22 protein-coding genes are annotated in these 22360 nt (G+C 69.8%); 14 read left to right on the top strand and 8 right to left on the bottom strand.

The annotated features are described in order from the left end of the window. The first annotated feature begins 49 nt into the window (after positions 1-49). From AB0E98_RS16850 to AB0E98_RS16815, 8 genes are all read left to right on the top strand, one after another. Entirely contained in the window at positions 50-1165 is a 1116-nt protein-coding gene (locus tag AB0E98_RS16850) for a hypothetical protein (RefSeq protein WP_361703612.1), read from the top strand. Positions 1166-1271: 106 nt separating this feature from the next. Next, positions 1272-2510: an amidohydrolase gene (locus tag AB0E98_RS16845; RefSeq protein WP_361703610.1), complete on the top strand. Its 1239-nt coding sequence runs from the start codon at positions 1272-1274 to the stop codon at positions 2508-2510. A gap of 132 nt (positions 2511-2642) precedes the next feature. Beyond that, positions 2643-3671, top strand: coding sequence for a BMP family ABC transporter substrate-binding protein (locus AB0E98_RS16840; RefSeq protein ID WP_361702866.1), 1029 nt, complete (start codon positions 2643-2645; stop codon positions 3669-3671). Positions 3672-3967: 296 nt separating this feature from the next. After that, positions 3968-5740 carry an ATP-binding cassette domain-containing protein gene (locus AB0E98_RS16835; protein ID WP_361703608.1) on the top strand — a complete coding sequence of 591 codons (1773 nt, stop codon included), beginning with the start codon at positions 3968-3970 and terminating at the stop codon, positions 5738-5740. After that, positions 5737-6843 (top strand): ABC transporter permease, encoded by a 1107-nt coding sequence (locus tag AB0E98_RS16830; RefSeq protein ID WP_361702865.1) that lies wholly within the window; start codon positions 5737-5739, stop codon positions 6841-6843. Before AB0E98_RS16835 ends, AB0E98_RS16830 begins: the two co-directional genes overlap by 4 nt. Positions 6844-6863: 20 nt before the next feature. After that, complete coding sequence (locus AB0E98_RS16825; protein ID WP_361703606.1) at positions 6864-8132, top strand: ABC transporter permease; 1269 nt, start codon at positions 6864-6866, stop codon at positions 8130-8132. Continuing rightward, a complete protein-coding gene (locus AB0E98_RS16820) occupies positions 8129-8524 on the top strand; it encodes a cytidine deaminase (protein WP_361702863.1) in 396 nt (131 codons plus the stop codon). Before AB0E98_RS16825 ends, AB0E98_RS16820 begins: the two co-directional genes overlap by 4 nt. A 96-nt stretch (positions 8525-8620) precedes the next feature. Further along, positions 8621-9904, top strand: coding sequence for a thymidine phosphorylase (locus tag AB0E98_RS16815; RefSeq protein ID WP_311611505.1), 1284 nt, complete (start codon positions 8621-8623; stop codon positions 9902-9904). Positions 9905-9967: 63 nt separating this feature from the next. Here the strand turns inward: AB0E98_RS16815 and AB0E98_RS16810 are convergent, their stop codons facing one another. Then, complete coding sequence (locus AB0E98_RS16810; RefSeq protein WP_361702861.1) at positions 9968-10327, bottom strand: zinc ribbon domain-containing protein YjdM; 360 nt, start codon at positions 10325-10327, stop codon at positions 9968-9970. Positions 10328-10471: 144 nt separating this feature from the next. Between AB0E98_RS16810 and AB0E98_RS16805 the strand changes: the two genes are divergently transcribed. Then, positions 10472-11587: a TerD family protein gene (locus tag AB0E98_RS16805; RefSeq protein ID WP_361702860.1), complete on the top strand. Its 1116-nt coding sequence runs from the start codon at positions 10472-10474 to the stop codon at positions 11585-11587. A 66-nt stretch (positions 11588-11653) separates the two neighbouring features. On the opposite strand, the gene AB0E98_RS16800 is transcribed toward AB0E98_RS16805, so the two are convergent. From AB0E98_RS16800 to AB0E98_RS16785, 4 genes are read right to left on the bottom strand one after another with little or no spacing between them, the layout of a single operon-like run. After that, positions 11654-12070 (bottom strand): hypothetical protein, encoded by a 417-nt coding sequence (locus AB0E98_RS16800; RefSeq protein ID WP_361702859.1) that lies wholly within the window; start codon positions 12068-12070, stop codon positions 11654-11656. Between the two features lie 46 nt (positions 12071-12116). Next, entirely contained in the window at positions 12117-12932 is an 816-nt protein-coding gene (locus tag AB0E98_RS16795; RefSeq protein ID WP_361702858.1) for a class I SAM-dependent methyltransferase, read from the bottom strand. Next, positions 12871-13158: a DUF6255 family natural product biosynthesis protein gene (locus tag AB0E98_RS16790; RefSeq protein WP_361703603.1), complete on the bottom strand. Its 288-nt coding sequence runs from the start codon at positions 13156-13158 to the stop codon at positions 12871-12873. Before AB0E98_RS16790 ends, AB0E98_RS16795 begins: the two co-directional genes overlap by 62 nt. Further along, positions 13155-13745, bottom strand: coding sequence for an ATP-binding protein (locus AB0E98_RS16785; RefSeq protein WP_361702857.1), 591 nt, complete (start codon positions 13743-13745; stop codon positions 13155-13157). The genes AB0E98_RS16790 and AB0E98_RS16785 overlap by 4 nt, the downstream gene beginning before the upstream one ends. A gap of 243 nt (positions 13746-13988) precedes the next feature. Between AB0E98_RS16785 and AB0E98_RS16780 the strand changes: the two genes are divergently transcribed. Both AB0E98_RS16780 and AB0E98_RS16775 read left to right on the top strand, forming a co-directional pair. Next, on the top strand, positions 13989-14867 hold the full coding sequence (locus AB0E98_RS16780; RefSeq protein WP_361702855.1) for a helix-turn-helix transcriptional regulator: 879 nt from the start codon (positions 13989-13991) through the stop codon (positions 14865-14867). 7 nt (positions 14868-14874) lie between these two features. Beyond that, positions 14875-15087 (top strand): DUF397 domain-containing protein, encoded by a 213-nt coding sequence (locus AB0E98_RS16775; protein WP_361702854.1) that lies wholly within the window; start codon positions 14875-14877, stop codon positions 15085-15087. On the opposite strand, the gene AB0E98_RS16770 is transcribed toward AB0E98_RS16775, so the two are convergent. Next, positions 15077-15955: an AraC family transcriptional regulator gene (locus AB0E98_RS16770; RefSeq protein ID WP_361702852.1), complete on the bottom strand. Its 879-nt coding sequence runs from the start codon at positions 15953-15955 to the stop codon at positions 15077-15079. The genes AB0E98_RS16775 and AB0E98_RS16770 overlap by 11 nt on opposite strands. A gap of 96 nt (positions 15956-16051) precedes the next feature. Here AB0E98_RS16770 and AB0E98_RS16765 point away from each other — a divergent pair, with 96 nt between their 5' ends. Next, on the top strand, positions 16052-16969 hold the full coding sequence (locus tag AB0E98_RS16765; RefSeq protein WP_361702850.1) for an MBL fold metallo-hydrolase: 918 nt from the start codon (positions 16052-16054) through the stop codon (positions 16967-16969). A gap of 709 nt (positions 16970-17678) precedes the next feature. Here AB0E98_RS16765 and AB0E98_RS16760 read toward each other — a convergent pair. Beyond that, positions 17679-18998, bottom strand: a complete 1320-nt coding sequence (locus AB0E98_RS16760) for an MFS transporter (protein ID WP_361702848.1) — start codon at positions 18996-18998, stop codon at positions 17679-17681. A gap of 63 nt (positions 18999-19061) precedes the next feature. On the opposite strand from AB0E98_RS16760, the gene AB0E98_RS16755 reads away from it, so the two are divergent. After that, entirely contained in the window at positions 19062-20066 is a 1005-nt protein-coding gene (locus AB0E98_RS16755; RefSeq protein ID WP_361702847.1) for a LysR substrate-binding domain-containing protein, read from the top strand. Positions 20067-20093: 27 nt separating this feature from the next. Here AB0E98_RS16755 and AB0E98_RS16750 read toward each other — a convergent pair whose 3' ends face one another. Beyond that, complete coding sequence (locus tag AB0E98_RS16750) at positions 20094-20774, bottom strand: alpha/beta hydrolase (protein ID WP_361703601.1); 681 nt, start codon at positions 20772-20774, stop codon at positions 20094-20096. Positions 20775-21010: 236 nt separating this feature from the next. Here AB0E98_RS16750 and AB0E98_RS16745 point away from each other — a divergent pair, with 236 nt between their 5' ends. Beyond that, positions 21011-22171 (top strand): adenosine deaminase, encoded by a 1161-nt coding sequence (locus AB0E98_RS16745; RefSeq protein ID WP_361702845.1) that lies wholly within the window; start codon positions 21011-21013, stop codon positions 22169-22171. Positions 22172-22360 lie beyond the last annotated feature (189 nt).

Genomic DNA, 22360 nt, shown 5'->3' with positions numbered 1-22360 from the left:
GGCTCCCGTCCGCCGCCTCCGGGGCCCCCGCCGGCCCGACGCCCCCACCCTGGCCTTCGTCGAGAGCCCGGTCCAGCTGCTGAACGTCCTCGAATGGGCGTACCGCGTCACCCACGGCCCCCGGCCGTTGTGCGAGGGCGTGCCGCGCCAGCCCGGCGCCCGGGACATCACCCCGCTCGGCGGCGATCTGCTCGTCGTCGTCCTCGCCCCGCACGACCCCATGACCCGCGGCCAACTACGGCGCATGGCCGAACTGGCCCGGGACCAGGGCCACCGGGTGCGCTGGGAGGAGGCCCGGGGCGGGCCGGGGGCGCCCCTCGCCACCGTCGGCACGCTCGCCGGGCCGCTGCGCAGGGCGCGGCGCGTCGTCATCGGCGACCCGTTCTCGCGCTACGTCCAGTTGCTGCTGACCATCACCCGGGCGCGGGAGCTGATCGTGGTGGACGACGGCACGGCGACCATGGAGTTCGTCTCCCAACTCGCCCGGGGCGAACGCTTCGTACGCTGGCACCGGCGGAACACGACCCCGGGGGCGCGCGACATCATCTTCGCGCCAGTGTCGGCGTCAGCGCGCCGGAAACTCACTCCGAACGACCACCGTTCGGTGGAAATCTTCACCTCGATGCCCGTGGAACCGCCACCCGGAGTGACGGTCACGGCCAATGACTTCGCCTGGACCCGGGCCACCCATGGCCCGCCCACCCTCACCCGGGGCACCGATCTGGTGGGCACCTCGCTCGTCGAGACGGGGGTCGTGGACCCCGAGCGCTATCTCGAAGCGGTCGCCGCCCTCGCCCGCGCCCACGGCGCCACCCGCTATTTCGCCCACCGCCGCGAGAGCACCGACAAGCTCCGCCGCATAGCCGTTGAGCTGGGGCTGGAGGTCGTCCGCCCCGAGCTCCCGCTGGAGCTGGTCGCCCGGCGCGGGCCCATCGGACGCACGGTGCTGAGCTTCCCCTCCACCGTCGTCCACACCTTGCCCCCGGCCCTCGCCGGCACCGGGGTGACCGTCGCCGTCTGCGACATCGACCCCGCCTGGCTCACCGAGCACGCCTCGCCCCGGGCCGAAGGTTTCCTCTCCGGAGTCACGGGCAGCGCGCGCGCCGTACGCCGCGTACCGTACGCGCCCGTTCCGTCGGGGCGTGTCGCCGAAGGTACGCCGTAAATACGGGTCATACCCCTCGGCCTACCCATCCATGCGGCTGAACTTTTCGTGATCGAGGGACAGTTGCCCCATTCGGGGCTCTACCCTTCACAGGGTGAATCACCTGATGCCCTGCGAAGCCGATCCCGAAACCACCGAAGGCGAACTTCCCGGTCTGCTCCCCTCCGGGCTGCGCAGCGAACTCATCGCGTTCCGGCGTGACTTGCATATGCACCCGGAGCTGGGAAACCGTGAGTTCCGTACCACCGCGCAGGTCCGGGCGAGGCTGGAAAAGGCAGGGCTCAGACCGCGTACGCTCGCGGGCGGCACGGGGCTGATCTGCGACATCGGGCGGGACAGCGCCTCGCGTGCCGCCACCGGCGGCCGGCGGCCCGTCCTCGCGCTGCGCGCCGACCTCGACGCGCTGCCCATCCCGGACACCAAGACCGTCGCCTACCGCTCGACCATCCCCAAGATGGCCCACGCCTGTGGTCACGACGTCCACACCACCGTCGTCCTGGGCGCCGGCCTGGTCCTGGCGGACCTGGCCGAGCAGGGGCTGCTGCCCAATCCGGTGCGGCTGATCTTCCAGCCCGCCGAGGAGGTGCTGCCCGGCGGCGCGCTCGACGCGATCGAGTGCGGGGCGCTGGACGGCGTGGGCCGCATCATCGCCGTGCACTGCGACCCCAAGGTGGAGGTCGGCAGGCTGGGCCTGAGGGTCGGCCCCATCACCTCCGCCTGCGACCGGCTGGAGGTCCGGCTCGCCGGCCCCGGCGGCCACACCGCCCGCCCCCACCTCACCACCGATCTGGTGACGGCCGCCGCCCGGATCGCCACCGACGTCCCGGCCGTGCTCGCCCGGCGGGCCGACGCCCGCTCGGGGCTCTCCCTCACCTGGGGACGGCTGGAGACGGGGCACGCCCCCAATGTCATCCCGCAGCACGCCGAGCTCTCCGGCACGGTCCGCTGCCTGGACCTCCACGCCTGGCGGGAGGCCGCCGACCTGGTGCACGCCGCGGTCGACGAGGTCGCCGCCCTCCACCGGGCCAAGACGGAGATCGACTACATCCGCGGCGTCCCGCCCGTGGTCAACGACGCCGAGGTCACCGGGCTGCTCCGGCGCGCCATGGCCGCCCGCCGGGGGCGGTACTCCCTGGAGGACACCGAGCAGAGCCTGGGCGGCGAGGACTTCTCCTGGTACCTGGAGCACGTACCGGGTGCGATGGCCCGGCTCGGGGTACGTCCGGTGGGTGATACGACCCGCCGTGACCTGCATTGCGGTGATTTCGATGTTGACGAGGAAGCGATCACCGTGGGGGTGGAGCTTTTTACCGCCGCAGCATTGCTGGACGGCAACCGAATGTAGGCATTCGGGTCAAGAAGGGTTGACGACGATCCGATAACGGCTTCCTAGCACCCCTTTTATCTGTATCTACGCGCGTTACGATGCCCGCGAAAGACAGCGCCAATGGAGGCGCTTCGAGTGAAGGGGCCCCTCGTGCGCCGGGTATCCACTATCGCCGTCGCGGGCATCAGCACCGCGGCTCTCGCATTCACTCTCACCGCCTGTGGTGAGTCCTCGACCGAGTCCAGCAGCGGCGGAAAGGGCGTCGGTCTGGCGTTCGACGTCGGTGGCCGTGACGACCACTCCTTCAACGAGTCCGCCGCCCGTGGCGTGGACAAGGCTCAGAAGGAGCTGGGTGTCCAGAGCAAGCTGATGACCGCCAAGAACGGTGAGACCGAGGCGGACCGCGAGCAGCGGCTGACCTCCCTCGCCGAGTCGGGCTACAACCCCGTCATCGGCGTCGGCTTCAACTACTCCAAGTCGATCGAGAAGGTCGCCAAGGACTTCCCGAAGACCACCTTCGGCATCGTCGACTCCGTTGCCCCCGGCAACAACATCGACAGCATCACCTTCGGTGAGCACGAGGGTTCCTACCTCGCGGGCGTCGCCGCCGCGCTGAAGTCCAAGAACCACAAGGTCGGCTTCATCGGTGGCGTGAACAACGCCCTCATCCAGAAGTTCCAGGCCGGTTTCGAGCAGGGCGCGAAGGACACGGACAGCAGCGTCCAGATCACCTCGCAGTACCTGTACCCGAACAACGACAAGGGCTTCAACGACCCGGCGGCCGCCAAGGACAAGGCCAAGGGCATGCTCGACTCGGGCATCGACGTGATCTACACCGCCGCCGGTCTCTCCGGCAACGGTTCGATCGAGGCCATCGCCGGCCAGAAGGGCGCCTGGGCGATCGGTGTCGACTCCGACCAGTACCAGCAGCCCGGCCTGGAGAAGTACAAGACCTCCATCCTCACCTCCGTGGTGAAGAACGTGGACGTGGCGGTCTTCGACCTCATCAAGAGCGTCAAGGACGGCAAGCCGCTCACGGGCCCGCACGCCTACCTGCTCAAGGACGGCGGCGTGTCGCTGGCCACCTCCGGTGGTCAGATCGACGACATCAAGGACAAGATCGAGGCCGCGAAGAAGAAGATCGTGGACGGCCAGGTCAAGGTCCGCACCGCCCCGTGACGTGAGTGACCGGTTCCGGCCGGTCCGTCATGACGTCATGACAGCGGGCCCGGCGGCGGGGGAGCTCCCCCGCCGTTCCGCTCCGGCGCGGGCCCCGCCCCGGCGCCCCCCCCCCCGCCCCCGGGGGGGGGGGGGGGGGGCCCCCCCCCCCCCCCCGGGCCCGTACATACGAGCCAACGCTACGCGCGTAGCACGGCGTTGACGCGTGTAGCGTCGCCCCCGCCCCGCCGAACCCTCCGACCCCCGCACGGCTGGTCCGGCTTTCCTCCCGCTCCCTTCCCCGAGGAGAGTGCGCCATCAAAGCGTCCACCGAAGAGCCCAGCAAGGAGCCAGCCGCACCGGCGGTAGAGCTCGCGGGCATCACCAAGCGGTTCCCCGGTGTCGTGGCCAACCACGACATCCGCCTCACGGTCCGCCGCGGCACCGTCCACGCCCTCTGTGGCGAGAACGGCGCCGGCAAGTCGACCCTGATGAAGATCCTCTACGGCATGCAGAAGCCGGACGAGGGCACCATCACCCTCGACGGCGAGCAGGTCTCCCTCCACAGCCCCGCCGACGCCATCTCGCGCGGCATCGGCATGGTGCACCAGCACTTCATGCTGGCCGACAACCTCACGGTGCTGGAGAACGTCGTCCTCGGCGCCGAGAAGCTCCACGGCATCGGCAACAAGGCCCGTAAGAAGATCAAGGAGATCTCCGACGCCTACGGCCTGGGCGTGCGCCCCGACGTCCTCGTCGAGGACCTCGGCGTCGCCGACCGCCAGCGCGTGGAGATCCTCAAGGTCCTCTACCGGGGTGCCCGCACCCTGATCCTCGACGAGCCCACCGCCGTCCTGGTCCCCCAGGAGGTCGACGCGCTCTTCGACAACCTGCGCGAGCTCAAGGCCGAGGGCCTGACGGTCATCTTCATCTCGCACAAGCTGGGCGAGGTGCTCTCCGTCGCCGACGACATCACCGTCATCCGGCGCGGCACCACCGTCGGCACCGCGATCCCCAGCGAGACCACCCCCAAGCAGCTCGCCGAGCTGATGGTGGGCGAGGAGCTGCCCTCGCCGGAGACCCGTGAGTCCACGGTCACCGACGTGCCCATGCTCACCGTCGACGGTCTCCACCTGTCCGCCACCGACTCCGACGGCGTGGTCCGCGCGGTGCTCGACGGCATCGCCTTCACCATCCACAAGGGCGAGGTCCTCGGCCTCGCGGGTGTCGAGGGCAACGGTCAGGCGGAGCTCGTCGAGGCCATCATGGGCATGCGGACCCCGGACGGCGGTGTCGTCACCCTCGACGGCGCCGACATCACCAAGACCCCCACGCGCAAGCGGCGCGAGGGCGGCATGGGGTACATCCCCGAGGACCGCCACCGCCACGGCCTGCTGCTGGAGGCCCCGCTGTGGGAGAACCGCATCCTCGGCCACGTCACCGAGAAGCCCAACAGCAAGGGCGGGCTCCTCGACACCAAGGCCGCCCGTGAGGACACCGAACGGATCGTCCGCGAGTACGACGTCCGTACGCCCGGCATCGAGGTCACCGCGGCCTCCCTCTCCGGCGGCAACCAGCAGAAGCTGATCGTCGGCCGCGAGATGAGCCACAACCCCAAGCTCCTCATCGCCGCGCACCCCACCCGGGGCGTGGACGTCGGCGCGCAGGCGCAGATCTGGGACCAGATCCGCGAGGCGCGCCGCGAGGGCCTGGCGGTGCTGCTGATCTCCGCCGACCTGGACGAGCTGATCGGCCTCTCCGACACGCTCCGGGTGATGTTCCGCGGCCGTCTGGTCGCCGACGCGGACCCCGCGACGATCACCCCGGAGGAGCTGGGCTCCGCCATGACGGGCGCGGCATCGGGCCACCTCGAGCACGAAACCGCCGAAGGCGGCGAGGGCGACGAGAAGGCGCCGGAGACTCCGGACGCCCCGGAGATTCCGGACGCCCCGGAGACCCCGGAGACCCCGGCGGAGGACGCTGACGAGTCCGCCAAGGACGACGCGTCCTCCGAGGAGCCCTCCTCGGAGAAGAAGAACGTGAAGAACGACAAGAACGACAAGAACCGGGAAGGCGGTGACTCGAAGTGAAGAAGTTCGACAAGAACAAGCTGATCCTTGGCCTCGCCGCCCCGGCCCTGGCCATCGTCACCGCGCTGGTGATCACGTCGATCATCATCGGGGCCACCGGCAAGGACCCCTTCCACGCCTACCAGGTGATGCTGGACTTCGGCTCCAAGGCCGACAGCCAGGTCTGGATCATCAACAAGGCGACGCCGTACTACCTGTCCGCGCTGGCCGTGGCCATCGGCTTCCGGATGAACCTGTTCAACATCGGCGTCGACGGCCAGTACCGCATCGCGGCGTTCTTCGCCGCCGTGGTCGGCGGCGCGCTGACGATGCCGGGCATCATCCAGATCCCGCTGATCATCGTCGTCGCGATGGTGGTCGGCGCCCTCTGGGCCGGTATCGCCGGTCTGCTGAAGGTCACCCGCGGCGTCAACGAGGTCATCAGCACGATCATGCTGAACGCCATCGGCGCCTCGGTGATCGGCTACTTCCTCCAGGACGGCCGCCTCGCGCAGAAGGAGGGCAACCTGATCCACACGCCCTACCTGCCCGACTCGGCCCACTTCTTCGAGATCCCGACCCAGCCCAAGCCCCTCTACGGCTTCGTGGTGGTCGCCGCCCTCGCCGGCGCCGCCTACTGGTTCGTCCTCAACCGCACCCGCTTCGGCTTCGACCTCCGCACCGTCGGCCGGTCCGAGTCCGCGGCCCACGCCTCCGGCGTGAGCGTCAAGCGCATGGTGATCACCTCCATGCTGCTCTCCGGTGCCATCGCCGGTCTCGTCGGCATGCCGACCCTGCTCGGCGTGTCGTACAACTACGGCACCGACTTCCCGGCCGGTATCGGCTTCACCGGTATCGCCATCGCGCTGCTCGGCCGCAACAACCCCATCGGTATGGCGCTCGCCGCCCTGCTCTGGGGCTTCCTGGAGCGCACCGGCACCCAGCTGGAGTTCGAGGGCTACGCCCAGGAGATCGTCGGCGTGATCCAGGGCGTCATCGTCCTGTGCGTCGTCATCGCCTACGAGATCGTGCGCCGGTACGGCCTCAAGGCCCAGCAGCGCAAGGTCGGCGAGGAACTCGCCGCCCAGGCCCGTAAGAGCGACAAGGCGGAGGTTTCCGCGTGAGCACCACCTTCACCTCCGCCATCGCGGAGAAGCTGTCCGGCCGGAACCGGCCGGACAACAAGCGGAGCAAGCTCTCCACCCCCGTCGTCCTGCTGATCATCGCGGGCGCGATGATCCTGCTGGCCGCCCTCCGCGAGATCACCGGCGCGAACGACCTGACCTCCTCAGGTCAGTTCTCCGGCGCCCTCGCCGCCGCCGTGCCCATCGGCCTCGCCGGTCTCGGCGGTCTGTGGGCCGAGCGCGCCGGCGTCGTCAACATCGGCCTCGAAGGCATGATGATGCTCGGCACGTTCTGTGCCGGCTGGATGGGCTGGCAGCACGGCCCGTGGGTGGCGGCCCTCGCCGGTGTCGTCGGCGGTGCCGTGGGCGGTCTGATCCACGCCATCGCGACCGTCACCTTCAACGTCGACCACATCATCTCCGGTGTGGCGATCAACATCCTGGCCCTGGGCGTCACCCAGTACCTGGCCAAGATGTGGTTCGGCGCCGAGGGCAGCGCCGCGCAGAAGGCGGGCGGCAACGACAAGCAGTCGCCGGTCATGGAGAACATGCCCAACTTCTCCATCCCGGGCCTGTCCGACTGGCTGCACTCGATCGAGAAGCACCACTGGTTCCTCGTCTCCGACGTCGCCGGTGTCCTCGACGGCCTCGTCTCCGACGTGTCCTGGCTGACGATCGTCGCCGCGCTGCTGTTCGTCGGCACGTTCTTCGTGCTGTGGCGCACGGCCTTCGGTCTGCGCCTGCGCTCCTGCGGCGAGAGCCCGGTGGCCGCCGAGTCCCTCGGCGTCAACGTCTACAAGTACAAGTACGCGGCCGTCGTCGTCTCCGGCGCCATGGCCGGCCTCGGTGGCGCGTTCCTCGCCATCGGCACCCACATGTACTCCGACGGCCAGACCGGTGGCCGCGGCTACATCGGTCTCGCCACGATGATCTTCGGTAACTGGCGGCCGGGCGGCGTCGCCATGGGCGCCGGCCTGTTCGGCTTCATGGACAGCCTCCAGCTGCGCTCCGGCGGCCCGACCGTCCACGCCCTGCTGCTGCTCGTGGCGGTGCTGCTGGCCGGCCTGGCCCTGTGGCGCCTGAAGCAGGGCAAGAAGAAGCCCGCGATCATCAGCGGTGTCATCGCCGCGGCCCTGGTCCTCTGGTACGCGCTGACCAAGACCGTTCCGCTGGAGTTCGTCGACGCCACCCCGTACGTCGCGACCCTGCTGGTCCTGTCGCTGTCCGCGCAACGCCTGCGGATGCCCAAGGCCGACGGCAAGCCGTACCGGAAGGGTCAGGGCAAGTGACCGACGCTCCCAACTGGGAGGACTTGCGCGCGCAGGCCCGGGACGCCATGTCCCGGGCCTACGCCCCGTACTCCAACTTCCCGGTCGGCTCGGCGGCCCTGGTGGACGACGGCCGCGTCGTCACGGGCTGCAACGTGGAGAACGCCGCCTACGGCGTCGCCCTCTGCGCCGAGTGCGGCATGGTCTCCGAGCTGATCGCCACCGGCGGCGGCCGCCTGACCCACTTCACCTGCTGCGACCGCCACGGCAACATCCTGATGCCGTGCGGCCGCTGCCGTCAGCTCCTCTGGGAGCACGGCGGCCCCGAGCTGGAAGTGGACACGACGAAGGGCATCCGCCCACTGGCGGAGCTGCTGCCCGACGCGTTTGGGCCCGCCGACCTGAATCGTTAAAGATGTTCCTAAGCGCCGGACGGGCTGATGCTTCAGCCCGTCCGGGTCACTTTCCGGCCCCGGGAAGCCCTGAGGACGCACGAACTTAAGGAAAATGTGCTGATGGACGCCATTTCCGTAATCCGCACCAAGCGCGACCGCGGCCGTCTGAGCGACGAGCAGATCGACTGGATGATCGACGCGTACACGCGCGGCGAGGTCGCCGACGAGCAGATGTCCTCGCTCGCGATGGCCATCCTGCTCAACGGCATGGACCGCGCGGAGATCGCCCGCTGGACCGCCGCGATGATCAAGTCCGGTGAGCGCATGGACTTCTCCTCCCTGCCCGTGCCCACCGCGGACAAGCACTCCACCGGTGGCGTCGGCGACAAGATCACCCTCCCGCTGGCTCCCCTCGTCGCCGCCTGCGGCGCGGCCGTCCCGCAGCTCTCCGGCCGCGGCCTCGGCCACACCGGTGGCACCCTCGACAAGCTGGAGTCCATCCCCGGCTGGCGGGCGCTGCTCTCCAACGACGAGATGCTGGACGTCCTGCGCAACGTGGGCTCGGTCATCTGCGCCGCCGGCGACGGCCTGGCCCCGGCCGACAAGAAGCTCTACGCCCTGCGCGACGTCACGGGCACGGTCGAGGCCATCCCGCTGATCGCCTCGTCCATCATGTCGAAGAAGATCGCCGAGGGCACGGGCTCGCTCGTCCTCGACGTGAAGGTCGGCTCCGGCGCCTTTATGAAGAACCTCGCGGACGCCCGTGAGCTCGCCTCCACGATGGTCGGCCTCGGCACCGACCACGGCGTCAAGACCGTCGCCCTGCTCACCGACATGTCGACCCCGCTCGGCCTCACCGCGGGCAACGCCCTTGAGGTCCGCGAGTCCGTCGAGGTCCTCGCGGGCGGCGGCCCGGCGGACGTCGTCGAGCTCACCATCGCCCTGGCCCGCGAGATGCTCGACGCGGCCGGCATCAAGGACGCCGACCCGGCCAAGGCGCTGGCCGACGGCTCCGCGATGGACGTCTGGCGTCGCATGATCATCGCCCAGGGCGGCGACCCGGACGCCACCCTGCCGGTCGCCCGCGAGCAGCACGTGGTGACGGCCGCCGAGTCCGGCGTCCTCACCAAGCTGGACGCCTACGCCGTCGGCGTCTCCGCCTGGCGCCTGGGCGCGGGCCGCGCGCGCAAGGAGGACCCGGTGCAGGCCGGCGCGGGCATCGAGATGCACGCCAAGCCGGGCGACACGGTCAAGGCGGGCCAGCCGCTGATGACGCTCAACACCGACACGCCGGAGAAGTTCGAGTACGCGCTCAAGGCTCTTGAGGGCGGCGTCGAGATCTCCGCGGCGGGCACGGAGTTCACGCCGAACCCGATCGTGCTGGACCGCATCGCGTAAGCACGCCGCTGACGCACTGAAAGCCCCCGCCAAGGCGGGGGCTTTCGCTTTGCTCGCGGGGGATCAGGCCTTCTTGACCACGCTGGACTTGAGCTGCATGGCGCCGAAGCCCTCGATCTTGCAGTCGATGTCGTGCCCGGCCACGCCGCTCACCAGGCGGATGTTGCGGACCTTGGTGCCCGCCTTGATGCCGGTCGGGTGGCCCTTGACCTTCAGGGTCTTCACCACCGTGACGGTGTCGCCGTCGGAGAGGACGTTCCCGACGGCGTCGCGGATCACCCCGCTGTCGCTGTCGTCGTCCGCGGCTGCGGAACCGGCCGCGGGGGTCCACTCGTGCCCACACTCGGGGCAGACGAGAAGGGCGCCCATCTCATAGGTGTAGGTGCTGGAGCACTCGGGGCACGGGGGAAGGGTCTCGTTCACGGAGAAAGGATATTTCAGGGCAAGGGCCCGCGCGTGCGGTGCCGCCGCCCACGTTTTGTATATTGCGCAAGCCAGGAACTGTGGGCGCGCGTGCCCCGTTGATCATGCGACGGGGACCGGGACAGTGGTTTGTGGAGGAAGTACATGGGTTTGCCCCTGACCAAGGGCGGCAATGTGTCGCTGACCAAGCAGGCCCCGGGCCTGACTGCGGTGACGGTCGGGCTGGGCTGGCGGGTCGGCCCCGCCGCGGGCGCCGACTACGACCTGGACGCCAGCGCCCTGCTGTGCGACCGGGCCGGGAAGGTGCTCTCCGACCGGCACTTCGTCTTCTTCAACAATCTTCGGAGCCCTGATGGTTCGGTCACCCATTCCGGGGACGTGAGCCCGTCCGGGGGAGAGGACCGCGAGCAGATCCAGGTCGACCTCGGAAGAGTCCCGGAGACGGTGACGAAGATCGTCTTCCCCGTCTCCCTCTACGAGGCCGAACAGCGCCGGCAGACGTTCGGCCAGCTCGACAGTGCCCACATCCGCGTCGTCGACCGAGCGGATGGCAGGGAGCTGGCCCGCTACGACCTGAAGGGCGACGGTTCGACGGAGACCGCGATGGTCTTCGGCGAGCTCTACCGCCACGGCGCGGAATGGAAGTTCCGCGCGATCGGGCAGGGGTACGCGGCGGGGCTCGCGGGCATCGCGACGGACTACGGCGTGGACGTGCTGCGCGAGGCGGCGGCGCAGCCGGCGACTGCGCCGGTTCCGCCTGCGCCTCCGGCCCCTCCCGTACCGATGGCGACGCAGCCCGCAGCACCGGCAGCCGTATCAACTCAATCAACATCCGCATCCGCAGGGAGCTCCACCGTGACGTGTTTCTTCGACCCGAGCCATGGCCCCGGCATGACGACGGCCATGTGGTCCCCGCAGTGGGGCGTCCCCCGCCAGATCCAGACCTGTGGCGGTTGCGCCCAGCGCGTCCAGACCACCCCGCCGCCGTACTACACGCCGCAGCAGCCCCAGGCGGGCTACCCCCAGCCGGTCCAGCAGGGCTACCCCCAACAGGGCTACCCGCAGCAGGGCTACCCCCAGCAGCAGCCCCCCGCCGGCTACCCGCAGCAGCAGGGCGGCCAGCAGCAGGGCCGCCGCTTCGGCACCGGCGCCCTCATCGGCGCGGGCGCGGCGGGTCTCGTCGGCGGCGCGCTCCTCAACGAGGCGATGAGCGACGACGAGCCGGACGTGATCGTCAACAACTACTACGAGGACGAGTGACCCCGGTCGGCACCCGGAGCTGACGGAGGAGCCCCTGATACCTGGGGCTCCTCCCATCCGCACGAACTACTCGACGGGTGCGTCGCTTCCTTTGCCCGCGTCGGCGTGTGCCGACACCGTCGAGCGGAGGAATCCCGTCAGGTCGTCCACGGTGAGGCCGCAGTACGCGGCCCGGTGGACGGCCATCAGCAGCAGATGCGCGACGGTCTGCTGGTTGTGTTCGCGGCCCATCCACTCCTGGGGTTTCTCGATGCCCGCGTCGTTGAGCAACACGCCGTGCTTCTCGGCGACCTCGGCCACGACGTCCGCGATGGCGTGGAACAGGCTCGGCGCCTCACGGCTACCGGTGATGCCTGGGTAGTAGTCCCAGGTCTTGTGAGAGAACTCGAACCCCGAGGGCGGGTCGGCGGCGAGCGAGGCGAAGTAACCGGGATTCTTCTTGGGCCAGTTGTCGTGAACGAGTGTCACGTGGTGTGTGGTCACGAGACGAGGGTCCCAGCAGGGTCTGACATTCGGCCTCGACGTACGCTTACGCCGTGGTGCGGGCCAGGAAGAGGCCCGTCCGGGTGTCCAGTTCGAGGCCGCCGCCGTGGGCGTCGATCGTCCGTGAGACATCGGAGAACAGTGCCCGACGCGTCTCCTCCGTCAGGATGAGGTACGAGGAGAGCGACGACAGCAGGTCGATGATCCCGGCCGTGGTACGGGTGTGTCGCGAGAGGTACAGGCGGTGTTCCGGGTCGGTGAAGCCCTCCTGAGCCTGCAACTCCTCCCATACCCAGGAGTTCGGGACCATGACCGACTCGCGCGGCTGTACATCGACTATCGAGTGCGGCGGCAGCCCGTGGAGGTGGCGGTGGTGCACGGCCCTCAGTTCGTGCCGAAGGGCCTCGTCGGCCACCAGCCAGTCGTTCCAGAACAGGGCGATCGCCCCGCCCGGGAGCAGTAACTCCTGTGCGCGCCGCCAGCGCACCTCCGGGTCGACCCAGTGCCAGGCCTGGCCGGAGAGAAGGAGACCGAAGCGGCGGCCCGAAGGCCGCCGGCTTTCGAAATCGGTGGTCTCGACGGTCACATGAGGCATCCCGGCACAGTGCCGGGCCAGCACGGCGGCCATCCGGGCATCCGGTTCGAGGCAGGTCAGCGTGGCGCCGCGAGCGGCGAACGCGAGCGTCGCCTTGCCCGTGCCCGCGCCGACCTCCAGCGCGTCCACGCCCTGCGGTCCCGCGAACTCCAGGACATCGGTGACGAGTTCGTCCGGATAGCCGGGCCGTGCAGCGTCGTACTGCTCAGCCGCGTCGCCGAAGGCGCCGCGTCGCTCGCGGTAGTGGCTGATGGGGTTCTCGGTCATGTCCCCATGGTGCCGCCGCCGGGCCCCGCATGACATGGAATGCCGCCGCCCGGTCCGCCTCGCGCCGGTCCCGGTGGCGCGGGGCCATGGCGGCGGGCAGGCCGGGTGGGCGCAGCGCGCCGTACGTCGTGAAGCGGCGAACGCCACAGGTGTGGCAGCGGGATTCACCACCGGAGTGGGCCCAGCCCGGGTGATTTCGGCAGGCGGAGTGGCGGGACGTTGTCATTGGGTCCACGCCGGGAGGATGTGGGCGTCACGGAAGTGACTGCGGATGGCGACGATGGCGTCGGTGACCCTTTCCTGGTCCCCGCCGGCGTCGGCCGCGCGCCGCGCGGCGATGAGCTCCTTGCACTCAAGGCATCCGGCCGGCGACTTCGCCGGCCACTTGCTGCGGTCCCGGTCCCGGCCGCCCAGCACGAACCACGTCGCCTTGCCCGGTCCGGGCCCATGCGTGCACACGCCCCAGGCGTCCGCTTCGTGCTCGATCAGCATCAGCCCGCGTCCGGACTCGTCCTCCAGGGAGGTGAGGCGGCGGCGCACGGGCAGGCCCGCCGCGCCGTCGTGCACGAACACCCGAAGGTGTTGCGGATCGGCCCACTCCGCGCTGAGCGTGATGGGTGCGCGGCAGGCCTTCGCCTGGCACGCGTTGATCGCGTTCGTGACCGCCTCCGAGGTCAGCGACACCGCCGCATCGGCGAGATCGGGCCGCCGTGTGGCTGTGAGCAGCGTGCGTACCGCTTCGCGGGCTGCCCGGACCCATGCGGGGTGGGGTGGGAAGGCGAGGGTGCAGTCGGGGTGGAGGGTGGTTGCCATCGGGGCTCCTGGGGTTTTCTGCGGCTGTGCGCGTGGTGGCGTTGCCCGCCCAACATCCTTGTAGCCGGGTGCACTTCCGCGTCGCGCTGCGTGTTGGATGAGGGCTTCGACCGTATGGCCACCTGTGAGACAGGTCCAACCGTGTCCAGTGAAGACCCCCCGCACGGGTGAAGTGCGAACGAGTTGGTGGACTCGTGTCCGGAGTGAGCGCAAAACTGCGCGCACACCCATACGGAGGAAGCCATGCCGCCCAGAACCGCCCCGACTGAACGCCAAAGACGGCTAGGAGCGGAGCTGCGAAAACTTCGGACCCGCGCTCGCATGTCCGGAGACGAGGTCGCTGCGCTGATCGACGCCGATCGGTCACGCGTCAGTCATATCGAGGCTGGCCGTGTCGACGTGCCACGGAACGGCCTGTACAAGTTGCTACGCGCATATGGATGCGAAGAGGGCCCGACGTTCGAGGCCCTGATGGCGATGGCCAACGACCGAGGCAAAGGGTGGTGGGACCAGTACAAGGATGTCTTGGGGCGTAGAGCCTTGGACTTGGCGGAGTTGGAATCGCGGGTGGTCAGCGTTCGCACCCATGAGCCGTCCGTGATCCCTGGGCTGTTGCAGACTGAGGGGTATGCGCGTGCAGTGATCTCAAGCGTCGAGAGTGATCTCGAACATCTTGATCGGTGGGTGAGCTTCAGGCTTGAGCGGCAGCGAGTCCTCAGCGGCTTCCAGAGGTTTCATGCGGTCATCCATGAGTCGGCCCTGCGGACGTGGGTCGGCGATGCGAAGGTCATGCGTCAGCAGCTCTTGAGGCTTATCGAAGTCGCCCGTTTACCTCATGTGACAGTGCAGGTCTTCCCGTTCGAGATGGGTCCTTACTCATCCCACAGCCGTTCCTTCATCCTCTTCGGTGGTGCCACCCCAGGGCTGGACACCTTGTATTGCGAGCATCCGGCCAGCGCGGAATTCAGTGGGGATAGCCACCGTATTGCCCAGTGCGCAAAAATGTTTGAGCGGCTGGCATCTCTGGCGCTGGCGCCCATCAACCCGGCCGCCGCTCCTGAGACGCAGGAGGTCCAGGACTCAATGAGTCTGATTCAGCACGTTCTGTATGAACTGCGATAGGTGGCAGATGTACCAGCTTGTATGGCGCAAGTCGTCCTTCAGCACGGGGGCGAACAACGACTGCGTCGAGATCGCCCCCGCCCCCGGCGGCCTCATACGCCTCCGCGAGAGCGACGACCCCACCCGCGTCATCACCACCACCCCCGCCACATGGTCCGCGTTCCTCGTGAGCGTCAAGGCGAGGCCGTGGGTCGCTCCGACAGCGCTGATCACCGTGTGAGGAAGCCCGAGCCGCCGTCGTCCACGGCAGCCAGCAGACGGTACCGCCCCGGCGAGGTCCCGTACGCACGCCTGAACGCGTTGGCGAAGGCGAACTGTGACGTGTAGCCGACGCGTTCGGCGATGGTCGACAGGGTCGCGTCCGAGTTCCGGAGGAGTCCGGCGGCCAGGGTCAGGCGCCACCATGTCACGTATGTCAGCGGTGGCCTCCCTACCAGCGTGGTGAAACGACGGGAAAACGCTGCCCGAGAGAGGTCCGCCGTCGCCGCGAGCGAGGCGACCGTCCATGGACGGGCCGGTTCCGCGTGAAGGGCGCGGAGGGCGGCGCCCGTCGTGGGGTCGCCCAGGGCGCGGCACCAGCCGGTGGTGGCCACGGTGGAACGTACCTCGTAGACCGCGCGCATCAGGTGGATGAGCAGCAGCTCCAGCAGGGAGGGCAGGGCGGCGTCCGCGCCTTGCCCCGGAGACTCCAGCTCGTCGCCGAGCAGGCGGATGACCGTGTGCAGCGACGGGTGCAGGGTGGCGCGTGCGGACAGGGGGACGAACTCCGGGAAGTCGGCCAACAGGGGGTGGGCCCGGGCCTGGTCCATGCGGTAGCCGCCGGTGAGCAGCACGGTGGGCGGGCGGTCGGCGGAGGCCGTCAAAGTGTGCGGCGTGCCGTGCGGCAGGAAGACGGCGTCGCCCTTGACGAGCGTCACGACGTCCCCTGGGGCCCGGGGTACCAGCCGGCAGGAGCCGTCCAGCACCACATGGAAGCCCGCCCCGCCGAAGGGCGGAACGTCCGCCTCCCACTGACCCTGCCGCCGTGTCAGAGTCGAGTACGGCCGCCCGGTGCGCAGGGCGGAGAGGGTGCCGCTGAGAACGTCCATGCCGTGAGTATGCGTGAGCAGGGGCGAGACGATCACGTATACATCGTGGACGGTGACGTATTGGACGTCTTCCGGACGCTCCCTAGCTTCGTACCCATGCAAACGATCACTTTGGGCGCGGTGGAGATCACCCGCATCGTGGAATGGCATGCTCCGGCAGCGGCGTCCATCACCGAGATCTTTCCCGGCAGCACGCCTCGGATGTGGCGGGAGAACGAGTCGTGGCTGGCCCCCGACTTCTGGGACCCGAGTACCGACAGGCTCGGCGTCGCCGTACAGACGTGGCTGCTGCGCAGCGAGGGGCGGACGATCCTCGTCGACACCGGACTCGGCAACGACAAGGAGCGCCCGGACCGGCCGGTCTGGTCCCGGTTGCGCGGGGACTTCCTGGAGCGGCTGGCCGCAGTCGGGGTACGGCCGGAGGATGTGGACGTCGTGGTCAACACCCACCTGCACGCCGATCACGTCGGCTGGAACACCCGGTTGGTGGCGGGGGAGTGGGTGCCCACCTTCCCCAACGCCGCCTACCTCATCCCCAGGGCGGATTTCGACCACTGGGGGCGGCCGGAAGTGGCCGCCGGGCCTGCGGGCGCCGCGTTCGCGGACAGTGTGCTGCCGGTCCACCGTGCCGGGCAGGCCGTGCTGTGGGACGGGAAGGATGGGAGCGAAGGGAGTAACGGCGAGTACCGCATTGACGGCAGCCTCGCCCTCGTGCCCGCTCCTGGGCACACTCCCGGCTCGTCGGTTCTCCGGCTGGCGTCCGGAACGGATCGGGCGGTGTTCGTGGGCGACCTCGTGCACAGCCCGTTGCAGTTCGTCGAACCTGACTGCGACACGTGCCTGAGCGAAGACCAGGTGGAGGCGACGCGTTCCCGGCGGAGGATTCTGGAAGAGGCCGCTGACACCCGTTCGTTGATTTTCCCGGCGCATCTGCCGGGGCACGGGGCGGCGGAGGTGCGGCGGGACGGTGACAAGTTCGCCTTGTCGCGCTGGGCGCCGTTCGCATCGATCTGATCGGGGAAGTGCGCGCCCGCGCCGCGCGCCCCTTGTGTGACTCAAGCGCCCTGACCTATGGGCCATTTGGGGACTCAGAGGGTCGATAGGGTCGCTGTGCGTGCCAATGGCACGCCCTCCTCCAAGGAAGGACCGGGCCCCACGTCCTCGGGGCCCGGCCCGAATCCAACAGGCGCGGTCGACCGGGATATTTGGCCGCCTTTGTGGAGGAGGGCGAGCTTATGGGCCGTCACCGTAAGCCGACGCTGATCGAGCGGATCTACTTTGTAGTCCGTGAGTTCGGGAGGTGGCTGATCGGGCGGTGACCGACGATCCCCCGGGAAACTGGGGACCGTCGGCCAACTGAACGCCCATGCGGTGTTCTGGCCCTCGTCTGGAGTCTCGGTCCGGGCGGGGGCCTCTTTGTGCGGTGACCGACGATCCCCACCAAAGCTGGGGACCGGCGGTCAAGTAACCGTCCGTGCGGTGATGGGCCCCCGTCTGGATACCGGTCCGGGCGCGGGCCTTTCTTTTGCAGTGCGAGCTATGGATCGCACCCCCACCGTACCGAATCCGCCACCCAACTTCAGCCCCCCACACGCCCCAACGGGTGAACGACAGGGCGCCCCCCCATGACGAACATGGCGAACGTGACGAAGGGGCCGCACCCACCGCCTGTCAAGAGCGGGTACGGCCCCTCCGGGCTTCGGGAACGCGCGTCGCGCAAGCGTCAGCGGCGCGCCGCCGCGATCAGGAGGCGGCGCTGGACCGCCGCCCGGTGCGTCGCGTAGAGGGTGATCGACGCGGCCGCGACCATGGCCAGCAGGCCCAGGACGACCGTGCCGTCCCAGCCCGCCGCGCGGAAGGCGAGCGCGCCGAGGGTGCCGCCGACCGAGCTGCCCGCGTAGTACGCGAACTGGTAGAGGGCCGAGGCCTGGGCGCGGCCCGTCGTCGCGGTGCGGCTGACCGAGGACGAGGCCACCGCGTGGCCGGCGAAGAAGCCGGCGGTGATCAGGACCAGGCCGACCAGGATCGCGGTCAGCGAGGAGGTGAGGGTGAGCAGCAGGCCCGCCGCCGTCGTGCCCACCGCGAGGTACAGCGCGCCGCGCCGGCCGAGGCGGGCGACGAGCGTGCCAGCCGTGGCGGAGGAGGCCGTGCCGACCAGGTAGATCAGGAAGATGGAGCCGACGACGCCCTGCGGCAGGGAGAAGGGCGCCTCCGCCAGCCGGTAGCCGATGACGGTGTAGACCGCGCCGAAGACGGTCATGAAGAGCGCGCCGATCGCGTACAGACGGCACAGCAGCGGGTCCGACAGGTGGGCGCCGACGGTGCGGGCCAGTGAGCGGGCCGAGACCGTGGACGGGGTGAAGTGCCGGGCCTTGGGGATCATGAGCCGGAAGGTCAGCGCGCACACCACGGCCAGCGCGCCCACCGCGCACAGGCCCGCGCGCCAGCCCCATGCCTGGGCCACCCAGCCGGCCAGGATCCGGCCGGTCATCCCGCCGATGGCGTTGCCCGCCACGAACAGCCCGATCGCGCCGACCAGCGCCTTGGGGCGGACCTCCTCCGCCAGGTACGCCATCGCGGAGGCCGGTACTCCGGCCAGTGCCGCGCCCTGGACCGTGCGCAGCGCGATCAGCGAGCCCAGGTCGGGGGCGAAGGGCACCAGGAGGCCGATCAGCGCGGCGACGCAGAGGGCGACGGTCATCGTGGCCCGGCGTCCGTAGCGCTCGGAGAGGGCGCTGAGCGGGACGACCGCGAGGGCGAGGCCGCCGGTCGCGGCGGAGACGGTCCAGCTGGCCTGATCAGCCGTCACACCGAGGCCGCCGGAGATCGCGGGGAGCAGGGCCTGGGTGGAGTAGAGGAGCGCGAAGGTGGCGACACCGGCCGCGAAGAGCGCGAAGCTCATCCGGCGGTAGCCGGGCCCGCCGGGGACCAGCCGGGTGTCGGCGGAGTCGGCGGCGGAGGTGCGAGAGGGCTGAAGAGACGACGCGGTAGAGGCATCCGAACGCGCGATGACGACGGATGCCCCGGTATCAGCGGGAGGCATGTATCAAACGTATGCACGGTGCATCTGATGCGTCCAATGCACGGAATGGCGATAATCGATCCCATGGAGCATGACCGCAGGTCAAAGGCGTCTCTGTCACCAACTGGCAACAGGAGTGTTACCCAAGACTTTGATGGAACGCCTACGGCCGAGCTGGCCGCCGGGTCCTGGGCGGCGACCCTGACGCCGCGTCTGGCGCAGTTCACGGCCGTCGCGCGGCACGAGCACGTGACCCGGGCCGCGCGCCGGCTCGGCATGCCGCAGTCCACGCTCAGCCGCTCGATGGCGCGGCTGGAGGAGGACCTGGGCGTCGCGCTGTTCGCCCGCCACGGCCGTCAGGTCTCCCTCACCGCCGCCGGGCGGGATTTCCTGACGACCGTCGAGCGCGCGCTGTGGGAGGTCGAGCGGGCCGCCGAGTCCGTGCGGGCGGACGCCGACCCGGAGACGGGCAAGGTCGCGTTCGGGTTCCTCCACACGATGGGTTCCGAGACCGTACCCGAGCTCATCAGGGCTTTTCGAACCGATCATCCACGCGTCCGGTTCCAGCTGGTGCAGAACTACGGCGAGGCGATGATCGAGCGGCTGCGCGACGGGGCGCTCGATCTGTGCCTGACCTCGCCGGTGCCGGACGAGCCGGATCTGGTGGCGCGCCGGCTGGACGAGCAGAAGCTGCGGCTGGTCGTGCCGGACGACCATCCGCTGGCGGCGCGCAAGCGGATCCGGCTGGCGGAGGCGGCGAACGAACTCTTCGTCACCCTCGAACCCGGGTACGGGCTGCGGAAGATCACGGACCGGTCGTGCGCGGAGGCGGGCTTCACGCCGAAGATCGCGTTCGAGGGGGAGGACCCCGAGACCCTGCGCGGCCTGGTCGCCGCCGGGCTGGGGGTCGGGCTGCTGCCGCCGCCGGCCGTGCCGCGACCGGGTGTCGTCGAGCTGACGGTGACGGCGCCGCGTGCGGTGCGCGAGATCGGGGTGGCTTGGCTGGACGGGCATCCCGACACCCCGCCCGTCGCGGCGTTCAAACGGTTCCTGCTGTCGCGGCGGGGACAACTCCTGCTGCACCGCTGACACCGCTGAGGTGAGGCGCGTGAGGCGTCAGTGCCGCAGCGACTCCCCGAACCCCGATGCCAGCGGCATCCGCAGCCCCAGCGGCGGCGGGGCCGCGAAGGCGTCTGCCACCGGGCGGGCGTACGGGTGGCCCAGCAACGAGCCGCGGACGAAATCGGCGGCGAGGGCGAGGACTTCGGGGCGGTGCTGTTGCAGGGTGTGGCTGTCGGAGTGGACCTCGAAGCGGCAGATGTCGCGGTTGAGCTTCTTGGCGCGTTCGGCGAGGCGGTAGGAGAGGTCCGGGTCCGTGCGCTCGTCGTTGGTGCCGTGGACGATCAGCACCCGGCGGCCCACCAGCTGGCGTACCGGGTCGGGGGCGAGGACCGCGTCGGGCTCGGGCAGCCAGGGGGCGATCGCCAGCACCGACGCCACGGCCGGGTGCCCGGCGGCGAGCAGGGCGGCACGGGCACCCATGCCCGTACCGGCGAGGCACACCGGTACGTCGCCGTAGCGCCGCACCGCCTCGTCGGTGGCCCAGTGCGCGTCCCGTACCGGGTCGGCGGCCGGACCGTTCCAGCCGCGGTGGCGGTAGCGCAGGACGTGGACGGCCAGGCCCTCCTCGCCGCCCGCCCGGGTCAGCCGGCGGGCCAGGGGGCGCTGGGCGGTCAGCGCGCGGTACGAGGGGCGGCGCGCGCCCGCGGCCGGTCCGCCGGGCAGCAGCAGGGTCACCGCCTGCACGGTCGGGCCGGGGGGACGGCCGTCGGCGCCGAGGGGTTTGCCGAGGCGGGGGGCCGGAAGGACGGGGCCCGCGGGGCCGTCCGGGTCGCTGGGGTCTCGCTGCGGCAACGCTTGCTGGACCATGGCAGACAACGATGGCAGAAGGACGGGTGGAGTCCACCCCGCCGATGGGTCACCGTTCCGTATCGTTCGCCGATATCTACGCGCGTAGGGGCTAGAGTGCGGAAATGACGAGCGAGACCCTCTCCCACACGATCCCGGGACAGCCGTCCCGGCCCTCTTCCGAGCAGATCCGCCGCGCTCCCAAGGTGCTGCTCCACGACCACCTCGACGGTGGTCTGCGCCCCGGTACGGTCGTCGATCTCGCGGCCGCCGTCGGCTACGACAAGCTCCCCGAGACGGACCCCGACAAGCTGGGCGTCTGGTTCCGCGAGGCGGCCGACTCCGGGTCGCTGGAGCGCTATCTGGAGACCTTCGCCCACACCTGTGCCGTCATGCAGACCCGTGAGGCGCTGGTCCGGGTGGCGGCCGAGTGCGCCGAGGACCTCGCCGCGGACGGAGTCGTCTACGCCGAGGTGCGCTACGCCCCCGAGCAGCACCTGGAGGCGGGCCTCACCCTGGAGGAGGTCGTCGAGGCGGTCAACGAGGGCTTCCGCGAGGGCGAGCGCCGGGCGCGCGCCAACGGTCACCGGATCCGGGTCGGGGCGATGCTGACCGCCATGCGGCACGCCGCGCGGGCGCTGGAGATCGCCGAACTGACCAACAACTTCCGTGACTCGGGTGTCGTCGGCTTCGACATCGCGGGCGCCGAGGCGGGCTTCCCTCCCACCCGCCACCTGGACGCCTTCGAGTTCCTCAAGCGCGAGAACAACCACTTCACGATCCACGCGGGCGAGGCGTTCGGCCTGCCGTCGATCTGGCAGGCCCTCCAGTGGTGCGGCGCGGACCGGCTCGGCCACGGTGTGCGGATCATCGACGACATCGAGATCGCGGAGGACGGCACGGTCAAGCTCGGCCGGCTCGCTTCCTATGTGCGGGACAAGCGCATTCCGCTGGAGATGTGCCCGACCTCCAACCTCCAGACGGCCGCGGCCACTTCATATGAAGAGCACCCGATCGGACTTCTGCGAAAACTGCATTTCCGGGCGACCGTGAATACGGATAATCGTCTGATGAGCGGTACCAGCATGAGCCTGGAATTCGAGCACCTGGTCAAGGCCTTCGGCTACACGCTGGACGACATGCAGTGGTTCACCGTCAACGCCATGAAGTCGGCCTTCATCCCATTCGATGAACGTCTGGCCATGATCAACGACGTGATCAAGCCGGGTTACGCGGAGCTGAAGTCCGAGTGGCTGTTCCGCCAGACGGCGACGGAAACCGCCTGACCAGCAATTCCCCGCCGGGCCCGGCAATCCCGGCCGGCGCGCAATACCGTGAATACGGCCGGGGCCCGGTGAGGCCCCGGCCGTGTCATTGATTGCGGGCGCGGTGGACTCGTGACTAGCTTGCAATGCCGCTCCACAATCCTTACGGCATCACCAGGCAACTCCAGGCCTCTTTGGCATCCCCGTCAC

Source organism: Streptomyces sp. NPDC037389, assembly GCF_040636475.1.
Taxonomy (GTDB): Bacteria; Actinomycetota; Actinomycetes; order Streptomycetales; family Streptomycetaceae; genus Streptomyces; species Streptomyces hesseae.
Note: the sequence above shows the minus strand (reverse complement) of the source record. Positions and strands in the feature narration are given on the sequence as shown.